Genomic DNA, 13,104 nt, shown 5'->3' on the forward strand with positions numbered 1-13,104 from the left:
GCTGCTAATTATGTTGATGCGGAAAACCGCTGCCCTGCTGCTTTTGAGCCTGCCGCTGGCGCTGGCTACCCCTGCCCAGGCCCAGGCCCCTGTTCGTTACGAGTTGGCCTTCCCAAACGCCGTTCATCACGAAGCCCGCATAACGGTGACTTTCCGGGAGCTGCCGGCTGGGCCGCTGCACGTGCGCATGGCCCGCTCCTCGCCCGGCCGCTACGCCCTCCACGAATTCGCCAAGAACGTGTACGATGTGGCCGCCACCGACTCGCGGGGCCAGACGCTGCGCCTGACCAAGCCTGACCCTTACGGCTGGGACGTAGCCGGCCACGACGGCACCGTGACCTTCACCTATACCCTGTTCGGCGACCGGACCGACGGCACCTACGCCGGCATTGACGGCCGCCACGCCCACCTGAACATGCCTGCCACGCTGGCCTACGCCGAAGGGCTGGAGCAGCGGCCCGCCGAGGTGCGCTTCGGCCTGCTGCCCGGCTGGACGGTGGCCTCGCAGCTCCAGCCCGACGCGGCTGGCACCACCTACTCGGCTCCCAACCTGCAATACCTCATGGATTCGCCCACCTCTTTGGGTGAGCAGCAGGTGTGCAGCTGGCAGGAAGGCGGCCGGACCATCGAGCTGAAGGTGCTCCACGACGGCACGCTCACCGAGCTCGACGCCTACGCCGCCCAGACCAAAAAAGTAGTGAAGGAGGCGGCCGCCATTTTCGGGGGTCTGCCCGCCTACGATTTCGGGCGCTACACGTTTGTGGCCAACTACCTGCCCCAGACCAGCTCCGACGGCATGGAGCACCGCAACTCCACCAGCCTCACCAGCAGCCGCCCCCTCCGCGGCCCCGGCGCCCTCGACAACCTGGGCACCGTGGCCCACGAGTTTTTCCACAGCTGGAACGTGGAGCGCCTGCGCCCCCAGGACCTGGAGCCGTTCGATTTTCAGCGGGCCAACATGAGCAGCAACCTCTGGTTTGCCGAGGGCTTTACCCAGTATTTCGGGGAGCTGCTGCTGCGCCGGGCGGGCGTGTACACCGATTCGGCGTACGCCAAAGAGGCCCTCACGGGCTTGGTAAGCGCCATCACGCTGGCCCCCGGCGCTGCTCGGTACTCGCCGGTGGAGATGAGCCAGCAGGCCCCGTTCGTGGATGCCGCCGCCGCCATCGACCCCAACAACCGCGTGAATACCTACCTGAGCTACTACTACATCGGCGGGGCCAATGCCCTGGCTCTCGATCTGGAGCTGCGGGCCCGGTTCAAAACCGACCTCGATACCTACATGCGCACGCTCTGGCAGCAGTTTGGTAGTAAGCAGCAGAACTACGCCCCGGCCCGGCCCTACACGCTGCCTGACTTGCAGCGTGTACTGGGCGAAGTAGCCCGCGATACGGCCTTTGCCGGCCAGTTCTTTCGCCAGCACATCCTCGGCCACCAGCGCCCCGACTATGCCACACTACTGGCCCCCGCTGGCTTGCTGGTGCGCCCCGCCAAACCCGGCCAGGCCAGCCTGGCGGCTCGCCTGAGCTTCAACGCTGCCGACAGCACCGCCACGCTGGGCACCACCACCGTGGGCTCGCCCCTCTACGCCGCCGGCCTCGACCGCGAAGACGTAATACTCCGCCTCGACGGCCAGCGCATTAGCAGCGGTAAAAGCTTTCAGCAGCGTCTGGGGGAACACAAACCCGGCGACGTGGTGCAGTTGGAAGCGCGCACCCGGACCGGCGTGCGTACCGTACCCGTCACGCTGATCGAAGACCCGACGCTGGAAGTCATTACCTATGAGGAAGCCAAGCAGCCGCTAAGCCGGGCGCAGAAGAAATTCCGCGCCGCCTGGCTGGGCAGTAAGGCGAAGTAGCATAACGAGTTTATCAGAACGTCATGCTGAGCGAAGGCGGAGCCGTAGTCGAAGCATGACTTACTTACCTACCACTACCCCTTCTCACCTCCTACCGGCTCATATAAAACCGCCAGGCCAGCAGGGCCAAGAAGCCCAGTATGCCCAGCACCATAAGTCGTTGGCCGTGGGCGCGGTCGGGGGCCTGGAAAACGGGCACCCGCTCGCCGTTGGGCAGCTGGCGGTAGTGCGAGTAGAGGTGCCAGCCGATAAAAAAGCTCAGCACGCCCCCGAAAATGGCCAGCACGTAGCCAGCCACCACCCAGCGGCTTTGCCGGGGCTCGGGCCGGGCCAGCTCCTGTAGGCGTTGCTGGCGTAGCTGTTCCAGCGTCTCCGGGCCTGGGGCCGCTCCTCGGTCCTGGAGCAGGCGCTGGGCCAGGGCTACGTCGAGGCTGTTCCATTCATCGGGCTTGCCCAGCACATCGAGGAGCTCCTCGTTGCGGAAGCTGAACAGGTAGTAGTCGGCTGGCAAATCGGCCAGTTGGGCCTCGGCGGCGGCCAGCTCCAGGGTATGGGCGCGTTCGAAATCGGCGGCGCGCAGTTGCACCAGGAAGTAGCGGCTGGTTTCGTTGAAGGCGAACGAGGCATCGATGGGTAGCTGGTCGAGCCGGGTGTCGTAGTCGAAGCCATGCTCGTGGAGCAGGTGCAGCAGGGGCTGGGCTACGGTGGCGTTGGGAAAGCGCTGGTAGGTCTGGAATTCGTCGGGCATGAACGGGGAGACGCGGGCGAAGGAGGCGCGACGCGGTGGTCAAAGAAACAGCATTCTGCTAAACCGATGGTTTTATGGCCCGGCAGGCACCAAGAGGCTAGCCGGTTCGTTGGAAGCAAAATGGCATTTTGCCCCACCACGCGGGGTTTCGTATCTTGCCTGACCGCCTCCGACCTCAACTGCTGCTTTGCCCATGCCCCGATTTCTGTATCTCCTGCCTGCTGCCTTACTGGCAGTTACCGCCGCCCTGGCCCAGAACGCGGCTCCGGCCGGCCCACGGCTGGGCCTGAAGCCCTCGTACAGCCTGCAGGCCGGCGCTACGTTTGCCGGCCGCTACGGCTCGGCCACCTACCTCAGCCCCACGGTTTCGCTGCCGCTTACCCAGCGGTTTTCGGTGTTTGGGGGCGTTACGTACCTGCGGACGATGCCAGGCATGATGGCCGCGCCACGGGCCGAAAACGGCTCTTTCAATCAGCTGGGCACCAATCATTATCTCATCCAGGGCGGCGGGCAGTACGCGGTGTCGCCGCGGTTATTGCTCACCGGATCAGCCTGGAAAGACCTCACGCCAAGCGGTTTGCCCGGCGTGAATCCGTATGCCGGTTTCGGCGGCAACCTGGGCCAGGGCGTAAACCTGCGGGCCGATTACCATATCACGGAGAACTTCTCGGTGTCGGGCGGGGTGCGGGTAAGCAACGGGGCCACGGCCTACCCGGGCAGCCCATACGGCAACTCGTATGGCAGCCCCTGGGGCTACTAATATCTCTCCGGCGCTTCGTTTTTCTATGCCCACTCCCCGCTACGTTCGCAATCCGCAGCTATCTACCATCAAGCCTAATTACCCCGGCAACAAAATACTGGGCCGCGAATACTGCAACGGCGAGCAGCTCTATGAGCCCGAGTTCGGTACGCTGCTCAAGTGGCAGCTAAGCAAAAACCCGCAGAAGGAAGAGAAGAAGGCCGATACCTGGGCACCCGAAGTAGTGGATTGCACCACTTTCCTGCAAAGCCGCGAAGATGGGCTGGTGTGGCTGGGCCATTCGAGCTTCGTGCTGCGGGTAGCGGGCGTTACAATGATTACTGACCCGCTGCTGTTCTCGTCGCTGGGGTTGCGCCGCCGCCACGCCCTGCCCTGCCGCCCCGAAGACCTGACCGGCATCGATGTGCTGCTACTCAGCCACGGCCACCGCGACCACCTCGACGAGCAATCCATTAAGCTACTGGCCCGCCAGAACCCGGCCATGCGCGCTTTTGGGCCGCTGGGCCTGGTGAAGCTGCTGCGCGGCATTGCGCCTAAGCTACCGGTGCAGGAAGCCGGCTGGTGGCAGCAGTTCGATTTAAGTGCGTTGGGCGAAACCCCACCATTCGAGCTGTTCGAGCTGCCTGCCTCACACTGGTACCGCCGCGGTCTGCTCGACCTGAACAAGGTCCTCTGGGGCTCCTTACTGCTACGCCTGCCCGACGACCGCACCCTCTACTTCGCCGGCGACACCAACATGAACGGCCACTTCGAGGAAATCGAGCGGCAGTTTGGCCCCCTGGATATCGTGCTCATGCCCATCGGGGCCTACAAACCGGCCTACATGATGGCCGGTAGCCACACCAACCCCCACGAATCGGCCAAGGCGGCCAACCAGCTCCGCGCCGGCCACCTCGTGCCCATGCACCACGGCACCTTCGACCTGAGCGACGAACCCGCCTCCGAGCCGCAGCGCCTCATCCGGGAAATTGCCGCCTCCGGCATGCTGCGCCCCGAGCTGCACGTGCCCGCCGTGGGCGAAGTGCTGCGCTGGCAGGACTGGGTTTAGTGAGCTGTTAGCTGACAGCTATTAGCTGTTAGTCTCGTTCAGGCTTTCGGGTTAAAGCGGATGCTTGTAGCTTGCACCTTCATGTTGTTGTCGGCAAGCGGTTATCAGGCAAGTACTGATAGCCCCAAAGTCAGCTAACAGCTATCAGCTAAAAGCTAACAGCTCAACCAAAATGTCCCCCACCCTTGTTCTGAGTCTGATTGCGGGCTACTTCGTGGTCCTGATGATTATCGCCTACTTCACGTCGCGGAAGGCCACGAGCGAGTCGTTCTTCATTGCCAACCGCAACGCGCCCTGGTACATGGTGGCCTTCGCCATGATTGGCACCTCCCTTTCGGGCGTCACGTTTATTTCGATTCCCGGCATGGTATCCGGGCAGGGCTGGAGCTACATGGCCGTAGTACTGGGCTACACGGTGGGCTACCTCGTGATTGGCACCGTGCTCATGCCGCTGTATTACCGGCTGCGGCTGGTGAGCATCTATACCTATCTGGAGCAGCGGTTCGGGTTCTGGAGCTACAAAACGGGCGCGTTCTTCTTCCTGATTTCCAGGGCCGTGGGGGCCGCGTTCCGGGTGTTTCTGGTGGCCGGAGTGCTCCAGTTCGCCGTTTTTGATCAGCTGGGCGTGCCGTTTGCTGTGACGGTTACGGTCAGCATTTTCCTGATTTACCTCTACACCTTCCGCGGGGGCCTTAAAACCATCCTCTGGACCGATACCTTCCAGACCATGGCTATGCTCATCTGCGTGGCCGTGAGCATCTATCTCATGGCCCAGGAGCTGAACCTGGGCTTTGCCGGATTGGTGAAAACGGTGAAGGAAAGCTCCATGTCACAGATTTACTTCTCCGACCCCAAGGATGATAAGTTCTTCTGGAAGCAATTCGCCTCCGGGGCTTTCATCACCATTGTGATGACCGGCCTCGACCAGGATTTGATGCAGAAAAACCTGAGCTGCCGCAACCTCCAAGACGCTCAGAAGAACATGTTCTGGTTCACCATCGCCATTGTGCTCGTGAACGTGTTCTTCCTCTCACTGGGCGTACTGCTCTACCAGTTTGCCGCCGCCAAGGGCATTGCCTTGCCGACCAACCCTGCAACCGGGGCTGTTATTGGTGACAACGTGTTTCCGCTGCTGGCTACCAACCACTTTAGCCTGTTTGCGGGTGTCATCTTCATCCTGGGCATCATCGCCGTCACCTATGCCTCCGCCGATTCAGCCCTCACGGCCCTCACTACCTCGTTTTGCGTGGACATGCTAAACATCGGGCAGTACAAGGAGAAGAAGCAGAAGAATCTGCGGCAGCTGACCCACCTAGGCTTTTCGGTGGTGCTGATTGTGATTATCTTGATTTTCCGGGCCATCAACGACCAGAGCGTGATTACAGCCGTGTTTAAAGCGGCCGGCTACACTTACGGGCCGCTGCTGGGCCTGTATTCGTTCGGCATCTTCACCAGCCGCGGCCTCCACGACAAGCTGGTGTTGCCCTTGTGCCTGCTCGCCCCGCTGCTCACCTGGTTCATCAATGCCAACTCCGAGGCCTGGTGGGATTACAAGTTCGGCTTCGAGATTCTGATCCTCAACGGCCTCATCACCTTCCTAGGCCTGTGGGCTATTTCGCGCCCCCGCAACCTCGAATTGAACCCCGTGGCGTAGTGGTTGTTCTTGGGTTATAAGTGCGCGTTGAGAATTAGAGAAAGCGGTAATAAGAACTGTCATGCTGAGCGAAGGCGCAAGCCGGAGTCGAAGCATCTCTACCGCCATACTGACTAACGGTGCTACGACGAAGCGGTAGAGATGCTTCGACTCCGCCTTCGTTCAGCATGACGTGCTTTTTGCCTGTTCAACATCAGCCAAAACCCCAAGCCCCAAACCCCGCTATGAAACATCTTTTCTTCATCCTGCTGCTCGTACCTTTGGGCCTTACCAAAGGCTGGGCCCAGCAAACCACTCCCGCTAAGCAGCCCGTTGAGTTGAAAGCGGGCCGGATGCAGGCCCAGGCCAAGCCCGCCGCCAACCGGCCCGACGTGCCACCCCAGTTTCCGGGTGGGGCCGCAGGCCTAAACCAGTTTTTTCAGCAGAACTTAAAGTATCCCGAAGCGGCCAGCGTCAAGCAAATCAGCGGCCACGTGGTGATGACCTTCACGGTGGAAGCCGACGGCCACCTGACCAACCCCTCGGTGGTGCAGCCCCTAAGCCCCGAGTGCGACACGGAGGCGCTGCGGGTGCTGGGCCAGATGCCAGCCTGGAAACCCGCCACCCGCAAGGGCCAGCCGATGCCCATCCAGGTACGCCTGCCCGTACCCTTCGGCGTGTCCGAGGGTTTGCAGGTGGAGCAAGGCAAACCCAAATTTGATTAATGAGGAGCTAGGAGTTAGAATCCAGGGGCTGGAATTCAGGTAGTGAGGAGCCAAAACAGAGGTCTTCACACTTCATTCTTCCAACTCCTCGCTTCTAGCTCTTAACTCCTAGCTTCCCAAAAGAAATGGCCCGAAGTGGACTCAATAGCAGCGGCAGCGACCTCGCAATGGCCGAGCTGCCCAAACCGAAAGTAAACAAGGAATCACTCAAGCGCAGCCTGCGGATTTTCCGCTACATGCTGCCCTACCGAACGAAATTTATTGTAGGCCTGCTGATGTTGCTGCTCAGCAGCAGCACGTTTATGGCCTTTCCCTGGCTGGCTGGCAAGCTGATTGGAGCGGCCAACCACGAGCCGTTGGTGCTCTCGAACGGCTGGGTGCTGGGCATCAACCAGATTGCCCTGCTGCTGTTTGGCATCATCGTTTTCCAGGGCTTTTTCTCGTTCGGGCGCATCTGGTTCTTTACGCAGGTGAGCGAGTTCACCGTGCGCGACATCCGGCGGGCGCTCTACGGTAAGTTCGTGCAGCTGCCCATTCCCTACTTCGAGCAGAACCGCGTGGGCGCCATCACTTCGCGCATCACGTCCGACGTAGCCCAGATTCAGGACACGTTTTCGCTGACCCTGGCCGAGCTATTCCGGCAGATTTCGACCCTGCTTATCGGCATCACGGCCATCATGATTGTGTCGGTGAAGCTCTCTTTGTTCATGCTGCTCACCTTCCCGCCCATCATTCTGGTAGCCGGGTTGTTCGGGCGCAAAATTCGGGTGCTGGCCCGCGAAACCCAGCAGGAGCTGGCCAATACCAACACCATCGTCGAGGAAACATTGCAGGCCATCAACTCGGTGAAGGCCTTCACCAACGAGCGGTTTGAAACCAACCGCTACGGCACGGCCCTCGACCGGGTGGTGCGCACGGCGCTGCGCAGCAACCTCTACCGCGGCGGCTTCGTGTCGTTCATCATCATCGGCCTCACGGGCGGTATCATCCTCATTTTGTGGCGGGCGGCTTCGCTGGTTTACAACCCTGGACCCGACCACCTCGAAGTAGGCCAGCTACTCACCTTCCTGCTCTACACGGCTTTCATCGGAGCCTCTATTGCCGGTTTAGGCGAAATGTACGGCAAGGTCCAGAGCACCCTCGGAGCTTCAGAACGCATCCTCGAAATTCTGGACGAAACGCCCGAGCCCACCCACCTCGAACCCTCCGTGGGTCTTGTACCCACCATTATTCAGGGCGATATCCGCTACGAAAACGTGGCCTTCAACTACCCTACCCGCCCCGACGTACCGGTGCTTCAGGACATCAGTTTCCGCATTGCGGCCGGTGAGAAAATTGCCCTCGTGGGCCCCAGCGGCGCCGGTAAAAGCACTATTGCCGGCCTGCTGATGCAGTTCTACCCGCTCAGCGGCGGCCACATCCGCATCGACGGCCACGAGGCCGCCGACTACGACCTGACGGCCCTGCGCCGCCACATCGGCATTGTGCCCCAGGAGACGCTGCTGTTCGGCGGCACCATCCGCGAGAACATTGCCTACGGCCGCCCCAATGCCACCGACGCCGAAATCGTGGAAGCCGCCGAGCGGGCCAATGCCTGGCGGTTCATCCAGGGTTTCCCCGAAGGGCTCGATACGCTGGTCGGCGACCGGGGCATCAAGCTCTCGGGCGGGCAGCGCCAGCGCGTGGCCATTGCCCGCGCCATCCTGAAAAACCCCGCCATCCTCATCCTCGACGAAGCCACGTCCTCCCTCGACTCGGAGAGCGAGCAGCTGGTGCAAAGCGCCATGGACGAGCTGATGCAGAACCGTACCAGCATCATCATCGCCCACCGCCTGAGCACCATCCGCAAAGTGGACAAAATCCTGGTCATCGACGGCGGCCGCATTGTGGAGCAGGGCACCCACGACGAGCTAAGCGAGCGGGAAGGCGGCCTTTACGCCAACCTGCTGCGCTTGCAGTTCGAGTTGACGTAGGAACGCCGCTGTCCAGATAGAACTTCGCTTTATATTCACGGATTAATAATACCAATCCGTATTTATACTCTTATGGCTGGTGAATCAACAGTACAGGTTTTACTAATTCCCTCCACCCCGCCCACGTTCGCCGAATACCAGCTGATTCACCAGACCCAGGAGCGGCAGCGGCACCCCAGCCCCGAGGCAACCCGGCCCGTTACGTCCGACCCGTGGCCGCAATGGCTAAAGGGAGCACTGGTTTTGGCGGGCTCTTTCGGCCTTTCTTTTGCGAGTGGTGGGTTGGCATTTATGGTATTGGGAGTGGTAATGGTTAGTTTAGGCTTGTTGCATCAACTCTGGGAGTACCGGCGGGCTTTTCGGCAGCAGCAGGCGCGGCCACAACCCAAGTCACTAGAGTTTTCAGAAGCGGGCCTCCGATTACACTACCCTTTAGGCACCGTCTTTCACGCTTGGGGTTCGCTGTATTACGTGCGCGAGATAGGCGACTGGCTGCTGCTTTACCCCGATGTGGAGTTTTGCTACTACCTCAACCTCAAGCGGCTGCCTGAACCGCTGACTGCCGCCGACGTGCGGGCGCTGATACAATGGCGCGATATGCGGGCCGGTAAGGTTATTCCTGGAGCTTAGCGCTGCCTGCCTGCCTGCCTGCCTGCCTGCCTGCTTTTAATTGGTGTAGTGCTTTCGTCCGCTTCTTATGCCCAAACCACCCTACCACCTGTCCGCCGTGCGCTTGTCGGCTGATGAGTATGTGGCCGTGAACCTGCGGCTGTGGCGGGCGCGGCCGGCTACCCGCCGCAACTACGCGCTGCTGGGTGTGGCCGTGCTGCTGCTGAGCTTGAGTATCGGCCTCGACTTGTGGCAGAACAGCCGGCCCGAGCGGACGTCGACGTTTATTTTTCTGGGGGTCGCAGTGCTCTATGGGCTGTCGAGGGCGGCGCTGATGCGCTGGCAGCTGCGGCGCGGCTACACCCGCAACGCGGGGCTGCAACAGCCCCTCGACTTCCGGCTGACTAATAGTGAAATCATTGGCCGGAGCCCGCAGGGGCAGTTTTCGAGCAAGTGGCCGCAGTTGAAGCGGGCCGTATGGGTGGGTACCGACTGGCTGCTGCTTTACCCCACCGAAACCGCGTGCTACTACCTCGACCTGCGCCAACTACAGCCGCCCGCCACCCCCGCCGATGTAGCCCGGCTGCTGGCCCAGCACGCGGTGCCGCAGCAACGCGTGGGCGGCGGCGGCAACCTTCCGGGCAGCGACGGAGTTGCCTGAACGAGCGGCCGAGTTTGGTTTGCTTATTTTTACCGAATCTACTCTCATTTTCACCCCATTTCTGCTCCGTATGTCATTTTCCACTTCCCGCTCCGCTAAGGCCTTTATTCCCGGCGCTACGTTGGTCCTCACTGGCCTGATGCTCGGTGGCACCACCGCCCAGGCCCAGATCAGCACGCCCCAGCCCAGCCCCAAAAGCACCCTGACACAGCGCGTGGGCCTCACCGACGTCACCATCACGTATTCACGACCAAGTTTGCGCGGCCGCCTGGGCTTCGGCGACGTTGGCAACAAGAGCGTAGTTGCCTACGGGCAGCGCTGGCGTACCGGAGCGAATGCCACCACCAGCATCAAGTTTGCTGACGATATCATGGTGGAAGGCCAGAAAGTGGCCGCCGGCGAGTACGGTCTCTACACCATCCCCGGCAAAGCCGAGTGGACCATCGTGCTCAATAAAAGCACCAAAATGGGAGCCAACGTCGACGGCTTCAAGGACGATGAAAACGTAGCCAGCTTTAAAGTGAAGCCCATTAAGCTGAACGATAAAGTAGGAATCTTCACCATCGACCTCAGCGACTTCACCCCCGCTACCACTAACGTGGTGATGATGTGGGACCAAACGGCAGTGAAGTTCAAGCTCACGGCTGACGTAGATTCGAAGGTAATGGCCCAGATCAATGAGAAGGTCATTAACAACGCCAGTCCCACCAGCGGCGACTTGGCCGCCGCCGCCGTATACTACTTCGACAACGACCGGGATATGAAGCAGGCCCTGGCCTGGATACAAAAGGCCAACGCCACCGACCCCAAGTTCTGGAATGTGCATACGGAAGCCAAAATCCGCATGAAAATGAAGGATTACAAGGGTGCCATGGCCTCGGCCGAGCAGTCGAAGAAACTCGCCACCGAAGCCAAAAACATGGATTACGTGAAGATGAACGACGAACTGATGATGGACGCCAAGAAGGCCAAGTAGTTTTTGAGCTGTTAGCTGATAACTTTTAGCTGCTAGCCATCCGCGCCCGGTTCCTGTTGGAGCCGGGCGCATTGTTGTTAGGACTCTCTCGTTGCACCTCACCCCCTAGCCCCCTCTCCGAAAAAGGAGAGGGGGAACTAAAACTAATTTCTAATCTAAACGTGACTGCTCTAGCTTTAAAGACTAAAAACTAGTTCCCCCTCTCTGAAGGAGACGGGGCTAGGGTGTGAGGCAAACTGTTGAACATCAAGCTATGAGCTAGTACCTACCAGCTTATTTGATAAGCTGCCGACTACCACCAAGGCGCAGCCGATGATGTTAAACCAGAGGTAGCCAATATCGGTGGTGAAGAACAGGCCCATGACCACGATTTGCGCCATTACGGCGGCCCAGAACACCGTGCGCCCGTTCACCGATTTGAGGAAGAAGGCCACCACGAAAATACCCAGGATAGTGCCGTAGAACAGGGAACCCAGGATATTAACGGCCTGAATCAGGTTTTCGAGGCGGGCGGCGAAGGTGGCGAACCCGATGCCCAGCACGCCCCAGCCCACTGCTGCCCAGCGCGAAGCGGCCACGTAGTGCCCCTCCGAGCGGCCCGGCCGGCGCGGCTTGTACAGATCGACAACCGTGGTGGACGACAAGGCGTTGAGGCCGGCGGCGGCCGAGCCCATAGCCGCGCTCAGGACCACGGCTACCAGCAGGCCCACCAGCCCGTGGGGCATATAGTTGAGCACGAACGTCAGGAAGATGTAGTCGGTGTCTTTGGCTTCGGCGGTGGGCACGGCCTGCTTGAGCAGGGTTTGGGCCCGCTGGCGCAGGCCCAGGTTGGCGGCCTGGGTGGCCTGGAGGTGCATTTTGGCGGTGGCTATGGCCTGTATATCGTCGGTTTTGAGGGCGGCCACCAGCTGGCCGGTGGCGCGGGCGCGGGCTTTGAACAGGGTAGCGTGGGTGCGCTCCAGGCCCCGCAGCTGGGGACCATATTGCTCGGAGTGAGCCACTTGCAGGTACACCGGCCGGTTGAAGGTGAGCGGGGCTGGGTTGAACTGGTAGAACACGAACAACAGCACGCCCAGCAGCAGAATCCCGAACTGCATCGGAATCTTGAGCAGTCCGTTCATCAGCAGCCCCAGGCGGCTCTCGGTGATGTCGCGGCCGGCCAGGTAGCGCTGCACCTGGCTTTGATCGGTGCCGAAATAGGACAGGGCCAGGAACAAACCGCCCGTGATACCCGACCAGAAGTTGTAGCGGTCGGAAGGGTCGAAGTGGAAGTCGATGAGGTTGAGCTTGCCCTCATGGCCGGCCACGCGCATAGCGTCGGTGAAGCTTACTTCGGCCGGCAGGTAATGCACCAGTAGGTAACCGGCAATCACCATTCCGGTGAAAATAACGGCCACCTGGGCCTGCTGGGTTACGGCCACCGCCTTGGTGCCGCCGCTCACGGTGTAGGCAATCATCAGCCCGCCAATAAGCCAGACGGTGAGCTGAATATTCCAGCCCAGAATGGCCGACAGCACTAGGGCCGGGGCATACAGCGAGAGGCCGTTGCTGAGCCCCCGCTGCACCAGAAACAGCAGCGCCGCAAAGGTGCGAGTGCGCCGATCGAATCGACCTTCCAGATACTCGTAGGCCGTAAAAACCTGGAGCCGGTGGTAGATGGGCACCGCGAACACGGCAATCAGGACCATGGCCACCGGCAGACCCAGGTAGAACTGGATGAAGCGCATCCCGTCGTCGTAGGCCTGGCCGGGCGTGCTCAGAAACGTGATGGCCGAGGCCTGGGTGGCCATAATACTTAGGCCCACCGCCCACCACGAGGCCGTGCGCCCGCCCAGCAGGTAGTCGTCGAGCGAGTCGCCGGCGCGGCGGGTGCGCCAGGTGCCGTAACCCACGATGAACAGCAGCGTGCCGCCCAGAATCAGCCAGTCGAGCCCGCTCATGCAAACAGCCGGGTCAGGTACACGAACAACCCGATTTCGGCCCCTAGCGCCCCCAGCACCAGCCAGTACCAGGCCCGCCACGAAGGCAGCAGCGGTGGTTTGTCGGTGGGTTGGGGCGGGATGACGGACACGGCGGGTAGGTTGGGGACTGGCAAAGTCGAAAGATAGTTGAA

The 13,104-nt window shown here is 60.9% G+C and carries 12 protein-coding genes; 9 read left to right on the plus strand and 3 right to left on the minus strand.

Annotation, left to right across the window (positions count from 1 at the left end; genetic code table 11):
* Positions 1-16 precede the first annotated feature (16 nt).
* Positions 17-1,858 carry a M61 family metallopeptidase gene (locus tag CDA63_RS10210; RefSeq protein WP_088464388.1) on the plus strand — a complete coding sequence of 614 codons (1,842 nt, stop codon included), beginning with the start codon at positions 17-19 and terminating at the stop codon, positions 1,856-1,858.
* 91 nt (positions 1,859-1,949) lie between these two features.
* Here CDA63_RS10210 and CDA63_RS10215 read toward each other — a convergent pair whose 3' ends face one another.
* The gene (locus tag CDA63_RS10215; RefSeq protein WP_088464357.1) at positions 1,950-2,606 is read right to left on the minus strand and encodes a hypothetical protein; all 657 of its coding nucleotides are present in this window, start codon (positions 2,604-2,606) and stop codon (positions 1,950-1,952) included.
* A 193-nt stretch (positions 2,607-2,799) separates the two neighbouring features.
* On the opposite strand from CDA63_RS10215, the gene CDA63_RS10220 reads away from it, so the two are divergent.
* The 8 genes from CDA63_RS10220 (at position 2,800) to CDA63_RS10255 (ending at position 10,991) form a co-directional block, all read left to right on the plus strand.
* Complete coding sequence (locus CDA63_RS10220; protein ID WP_088464358.1) at positions 2,800-3,366, plus strand: hypothetical protein; 567 nt, start codon at positions 2,800-2,802, stop codon at positions 3,364-3,366.
* 25 nt (positions 3,367-3,391) lie between these two features.
* Entirely contained in the window at positions 3,392-4,414 is a 1,023-nt protein-coding gene (locus tag CDA63_RS10225; RefSeq protein ID WP_088464359.1) for an MBL fold metallo-hydrolase, read from the plus strand.
* Between the two features lie 172 nt (positions 4,415-4,586).
* Positions 4,587-6,068, plus strand: coding sequence for a sodium:solute symporter (locus tag CDA63_RS10230; protein WP_165768259.1), 1,482 nt, complete (start codon positions 4,587-4,589; stop codon positions 6,066-6,068).
* 224 nt (positions 6,069-6,292) lie between these two features.
* Positions 6,293-6,772 carry an energy transducer TonB gene (locus tag CDA63_RS10235; protein WP_165768260.1) on the plus strand — a complete coding sequence of 160 codons (480 nt, stop codon included), beginning with the start codon at positions 6,293-6,295 and terminating at the stop codon, positions 6,770-6,772.
* A 125-nt stretch (positions 6,773-6,897) separates the two neighbouring features.
* Positions 6,898-8,745 carry an ABC transporter ATP-binding protein gene (locus tag CDA63_RS10240; protein ID WP_088464361.1) on the plus strand — a complete coding sequence of 616 codons (1,848 nt, stop codon included), beginning with the start codon at positions 6,898-6,900 and terminating at the stop codon, positions 8,743-8,745.
* Positions 8,746-9,216: 471 nt separating this feature from the next.
* A complete protein-coding gene (locus CDA63_RS20835) occupies positions 9,217-9,375 on the plus strand; it encodes a hypothetical protein (RefSeq protein ID WP_165768261.1) in 159 nt (52 codons plus the stop codon).
* 67 nt (positions 9,376-9,442) lie between these two features.
* The gene (locus CDA63_RS10250) at positions 9,443-10,015 is read left to right on the plus strand and encodes a hypothetical protein (RefSeq protein WP_088464363.1); all 573 of its coding nucleotides are present in this window, start codon (positions 9,443-9,445) and stop codon (positions 10,013-10,015) included.
* Between the two features lie 70 nt (positions 10,016-10,085).
* Positions 10,086-10,991 (plus strand): DUF2911 domain-containing protein, encoded by a 906-nt coding sequence (locus CDA63_RS10255; protein ID WP_088464364.1) that lies wholly within the window; start codon positions 10,086-10,088, stop codon positions 10,989-10,991.
* Positions 10,992-11,242: 251 nt separating this feature from the next.
* Here the strand turns inward: CDA63_RS10255 and CDA63_RS10260 are convergent, their stop codons facing one another.
* Positions 11,243-12,931 (minus strand): sodium:solute symporter, encoded by a 1,689-nt coding sequence (locus tag CDA63_RS10260; RefSeq protein ID WP_088464365.1) that lies wholly within the window; start codon positions 12,929-12,931, stop codon positions 11,243-11,245.
* Positions 12,928-13,086: a hypothetical protein gene (locus tag CDA63_RS20840; protein WP_165768262.1), complete on the minus strand. Its 159-nt coding sequence runs from the start codon at positions 13,084-13,086 to the stop codon at positions 12,928-12,930. The genes CDA63_RS10260 and CDA63_RS20840 overlap by 4 nt, the downstream gene beginning before the upstream one ends.
* Between the last annotated feature and the right edge of the window lie 18 nt (positions 13,087-13,104).

Source organism: Hymenobacter amundsenii, assembly GCF_002204745.1.
GTDB classification, from domain to species: domain Bacteria; phylum Bacteroidota; class Bacteroidia; order Cytophagales; family Hymenobacteraceae; genus Hymenobacter; species Hymenobacter amundsenii.

Bases quoted from the DNA above. Each gene is read 5' to 3' on its own strand.
- CDA63_RS10220 (WP_088464358.1), top strand. From the start codon at position 2,800: ATGCCCCGATTTCTGTATCTCCTGCCTGCTGCCTTACTGGCAGTTACC.
- CDA63_RS10235 (WP_165768260.1), top strand. From the start codon at position 6,293: ATGAAACATCTTTTCTTCATCCTGCTGCTCGTACCTTTGGGCCTTACC.
- CDA63_RS10215 (WP_088464357.1), bottom strand. From the start codon at position 2,606: ATGCCCGACGAATTCCAGACCTACCAGCGCTTTCCCAACGCCACCGTA.
- CDA63_RS10210 (WP_088464388.1), top strand. From the start codon at position 17: ATGCGGAAAACCGCTGCCCTGCTGCTTTTGAGCCTGCCGCTGGCGCTG.
- CDA63_RS10260 (WP_088464365.1), bottom strand. From the start codon at position 12,931: ATGAGCGGGCTCGACTGGCTGATTCTGGGCGGCACGCTGCTGTTCATC.
- CDA63_RS10250 (WP_088464363.1), top strand. From the start codon at position 9,443: ATGCCCAAACCACCCTACCACCTGTCCGCCGTGCGCTTGTCGGCTGAT.
- CDA63_RS10240 (WP_088464361.1), top strand. From the start codon at position 6,898: ATGGCCCGAAGTGGACTCAATAGCAGCGGCAGCGACCTCGCAATGGCC.
- CDA63_RS10225 (WP_088464359.1), top strand. From the start codon at position 3,392: ATGCCCACTCCCCGCTACGTTCGCAATCCGCAGCTATCTACCATCAAG.
- CDA63_RS10230 (WP_165768259.1), top strand. From the start codon at position 4,587: ATGTCCCCCACCCTTGTTCTGAGTCTGATTGCGGGCTACTTCGTGGTC.
- CDA63_RS10255 (WP_088464364.1), top strand. From the start codon at position 10,086: ATGTCATTTTCCACTTCCCGCTCCGCTAAGGCCTTTATTCCCGGCGCT.